The sequence below is a fragment of the Pseudonocardia sp. ICBG1293 genome (assembly GCF_020131355.1).
Classification (GTDB): Bacteria; Actinomycetota; Actinomycetes; order Mycobacteriales; family Pseudonocardiaceae; genus Pseudonocardia.
The window spans coordinates 1-3,505 of the sequence record NZ_JAHLEL010000079.1 but is presented as its reverse complement, the minus strand read 5'-3'; the positions used below and the strand labels follow the sequence as shown (position 1 = coordinate 3,505).

Sequence of the window (3,505 nt, the reverse complement as noted above, 5' to 3'; positions counted from 1 at the left end):
CGTGGAAGTGTTCAACCGCAAGTCCATCTACGGCAAGGCCGTGGTGGCGACGGCGAATGACCGCGACGCGGCCGGCTTGATGGGCATCAACACGGGCATGGTCATCACGTTTTCCTACGCCCTGTCGTCGGCCACGGCCGCGTTTGCGGGCGTGCTGGTGGCGCCGCTGACCCTGACGGGCGCCACCATGGGCGCCTCGCGGGCCTGAAAGCGTTCGCCGTGGCCATCATCGGCGGGCTGACGTCGGCGTGGGCGCCATCGTCGGCGGCCTGATCCTGGGCATCGCGGAAACCACCACGGGCTACTACATCTCCACGGGCTACAAGGAGTACCGGCCTGCTGCTCCTGCTGCTGGTGCTGGCCATCAAGCCGTCCGGCCTGTTCGGCAAAGCCGCGATCAAGAAAGTCTGAGGACGCCATGAACAAGAAAATCACCATGCTCGCATTGAGCGCGGCGGGGCTGGCCGTGCTCGCGCTGTTCCCCGTCGTCATCCGAATCCGTATTACATCCACCTGGCCGAGACCATCCTGATCTACGCCATCCTGCTGTTCGGCCTCGACATCGTCGTCGGCTACACGGGGCAGGTGTCGCTGGGCCACGCGGGCCTGTTCGGCATCGGTTCGTACGCCACGGGCGTGCTGGTATTCAAGCTGGGCGCGCCGTTCTGGCTGGCCATCCCCGCCAGCATCCTGGCGCGGCCCTGTTCGGCGCCATCCTCGCCTTGCCGGCCCTGCGCGTGACGGGGCCCTACCTGGCCATGGTGACCCTGGCCTTCGGCACCATCGTGCAAATCCTGATCAATGAAATGAGCTTCCTGACGGAAGGCCGATGGGCATCAAGATCCACAAGCCCGTCGTCATCGGCCACAAATTGAGCGAAGTGGAGTACTACTACATGGTGGCCGCGCTGATGGTCATTTCGCTCGTCGTCGTGCACCGCATCCTGAAGTCGAACCTGGGGCGGGCCTTCGAGGCGCTGCGCGACAGCCCCATCGCGTCCGACTGCATGGGCGTGTCCGTGTACCGCTACAAGGTGTATGCCTTCGTCATCAGCGCCGGTTTCGCGGGGCTGGCCGGCAGCCTGTATGCGTATTCGGAAGAGTACATTTCGCCCAATACCTACAACTTCGAGCTGACGATCCTGTTCCTGCTGGCCGTCATCATGGGCGGGCGCAAGACGCGTTCCGGTGCGCTGATCGGCGCCCTCATCGTCGTCATGCTGCCCAGTTTGCTGGCCGATATCGAGCTGTTCCGCAAGATCGCCGTCGGCGCCGCCGTGCTGGGCGTGATCGGCTCCGCGCTCATGCTGGCGAAAGGGCGTTCCACCGTGCGCGCGTGATCGTGCCCCTGGTGGGCCACCATCGGCCTGGCCGCGTTTTCCTACCGGCTGGAGAACATGGTCGACTGGCGCCTGACCATCTTCGGCCTGATGACCCTGTTCGTCGTGTACTACCTGCAGGACGGCATCGTCGGTTTCCTGATGAGCTTTGTCGGCAAGGGCCGGCGCCACGTGCAATCCGTGGCCGCCAGCGGCGTCGCGCCCTTTGCCCAGCTTGATCCGGCGCAAGGCGGCCCGCGCGGCGCGCCCCTGCTGCGCGTGGAGCAGGCGCTGATGCAGTTCGGCGGCCTGAAGGCGCTGAACCAGGTGGACTTGAACGTCACGCAAGGCTCCGTGCACGGCTTGATCGGGCCGAACGGCTCGGGCAAGAGCACCATGATGAACGTGCTGACGGGGATCTACAAGCCGACGGCGGGCAAGGTGGAATTTGCCGGCGCCGTCATCTCCGGGCGCACGCCGTCCGAGATCGCCCTGGGCGGCGTGGCGCGCACCTTCCAGAACGTGCAGCTGTTTGGCGAGATGACGGCCACGGAAAACGTGCTGGTGGGCCTGCACAACACCTTCAAGTCGAACGTGCTGGACGTGATGCTGCACACGCCCCGCTACAGGCGCGAGGAAAAGGCGGCGCGCGAGCGGGCCGCCAGCATCCTGGAATTCGTCGGCCTGGCCGACCTGGCGGACGAGGAGGCGCGCAACTTGCCGTATGGCAAGCAGCGCTTGCTGGAAATCGGCCGCGCGCTGGGCCTGAACCCGCGCCTGCTGCTGCTCGACGAGCCGGCGGCGGGCCTGACGGCACCCGACATCAAGGAGCTGATGGCCATCATCCGCAAGATCCGCGAGCACGGCATCACCATCATCCTCATCGAGCACCACATGGACGTGGTGATGGCCCTGTCGGACGTGGTGACGGTACTCGACTTTGGCCAGAAGATCGCCGAAGGCGCGCCCGCCGCCGTGCAGGGCGATCCGAAGGTGATCGAGGCCTACCTGGGCGGCAGCAGCGACGCCGCAGCCAACACCGTACCAGCACACTGACGGGGACATCATGTTATCGATCAATAATCTGCACGCCGCCTACGGCAAAGTCGAAGTCTTGCACGGCATTTCGCTCGACGTGCCGAAGGGCAAGCTGGTGACCCTGATCGGCTCGAACGGCGCCGGCAAGACCACCACCATGCGCGCCATTTCCGGCATGCTCAAACCAGATCCGGTTCCGTCACTCTGGGCGGCAAGGACGTCACGGGCCTCGATTCCCACCGCATCGCGCGCGCCGGCCTGGCCCATTCGCCGGAAGGGCGGCGCGTGTTCGCCTCGATGTCGGTGACGGACAACCTGCTGCTGGGCGCCTTTCCCCGCTTCACGCGGGCGCGCCCGAAAGGCGACATCAAGGCCGACCTGGACAAGGCCATGGAGCTGTTCCCCCGCCTGAAGGAGCGGCGCGACCAGCTGGCCGGCACCTTGTCGGCGGCGAGCAGCAGATGCTGGCCATGGCCCGCGCCGTGATGCTGAACCCGGAAGTGATCCTGCTGGACGAGCCGTCGATGGGCCTGGCGCCCATCCTGGTGGAAGAAGTCTTCCGCATCATCACGCGCTTGAAAGCGGAAGGCGTGACCATGCTGCTGGTGGAGCAGTTCGCCGCCGCCGCCCTGAACGTGGCCGATTACGGCTACGTGCTGGAAAACGGCAGCATTTCCGTGCATGGCCCGGCGGAGAGCTTAAAGACGGACCCGAAGGTGATTGCCGCCTACCTGGGTGGCGGGCATTAGTGCTTCGTCGGCTTTCCTGCTGCACCAGGATGAACGGGCTGACGACGACGGCCCACAGGGACGCGTCGGCGGCCTGCCAGTCCAGCGCCTGCTGGTCGGAGACCTTGGCGATTTTGCCGTCGGCCATCCATTGCGCGATACTGGCCTTGTCGTCGTGCGAGATGCGCACGGCCACTTCGACCAGGTCCAGCTCATTGGCGACCCAGACGACGTTGCCCTGGGCGAAATGCTTTTCCAGCTCGCTCCAGGCCAGGCGGCCGTTTCGCTGTTCACTTTGAGGCGCAGTTCGGTGTCTTTTTCGGGATTGGTTTGCATGCGAAATATCAATGTTCGGTGAGTCGGCTGCCGTTGCGCGCGGCGGGTTTGCCTTACAGGGCTTCCACGCGCGCGTCGGCGTACC

The 3,505-nt window shown here is 65.3% G+C and carries 4 protein-coding genes and 3 pseudogenes; 6 read left to right on the top strand and 1 reads right to left on the bottom strand.

The annotated features are described in order from the left end of the window. The 6 genes and pseudogenes from KPF47_RS41300 to KPF47_RS41275 all read left to right on the top strand — a co-directional run. Positions 1-208: pseudogene (locus KPF47_RS41300) on the top strand (hypothetical protein); the annotation flags it as partial. A gap of 40 nt (positions 209-248) precedes the next feature. Next, the gene (locus KPF47_RS41295; RefSeq protein WP_224392944.1) at positions 249-422 is read left to right on the top strand and encodes a hypothetical protein; all 174 of its coding nucleotides are present in this window, start codon (positions 249-251) and stop codon (positions 420-422) included. A gap of 22 nt (positions 423-444) precedes the next feature. Beyond that, positions 445-741 carry a hypothetical protein gene (locus tag KPF47_RS41290; RefSeq protein ID WP_374108946.1) on the top strand — a complete coding sequence of 99 codons (297 nt, stop codon included), beginning with the start codon at positions 445-447 and terminating at the stop codon, positions 739-741. Positions 742-829: 88 nt separating this feature from the next. Beyond that, positions 830-1,339 carry a branched-chain amino acid ABC transporter permease gene (locus tag KPF47_RS41285; protein WP_224392943.1) on the top strand — a complete coding sequence of 170 codons (510 nt, stop codon included), beginning with the start codon at positions 830-832 and terminating at the stop codon, positions 1,337-1,339. Between the two features lie 57 nt (positions 1,340-1,396). Further along, complete coding sequence (locus tag KPF47_RS41280) at positions 1,397-2,374, top strand: ABC transporter ATP-binding protein (protein ID WP_224392942.1); 978 nt, start codon at positions 1,397-1,399, stop codon at positions 2,372-2,374. Between the two features lie 10 nt (positions 2,375-2,384). Next, positions 2,385-3,105, top strand: a pseudogene (locus KPF47_RS41275) (ABC transporter ATP-binding protein). A 76-nt stretch (positions 3,106-3,181) separates the two neighbouring features. On the opposite strand, the pseudogene KPF47_RS41270 reads toward KPF47_RS41275, so the two are convergent. Then, a pseudogene (locus KPF47_RS41270) lies at positions 3,182-3,343 on the bottom strand (DUF2288 family protein); the annotation flags it as partial. Positions 3,344-3,505: the final 162 nt, after the last annotated feature.

Coding starts and splice junctions, on each gene's coding strand:
- KPF47_RS41280 (WP_224392942.1), top strand. CDS start 1,397: ATGGTCGACTGGCGCCTGACCATCTTCGGCCTGATGACCCTGTTCGTC.
- KPF47_RS41285 (WP_224392943.1), top strand. CDS start 830: ATGGGCATCAAGATCCACAAGCCCGTCGTCATCGGCCACAAATTGAGC.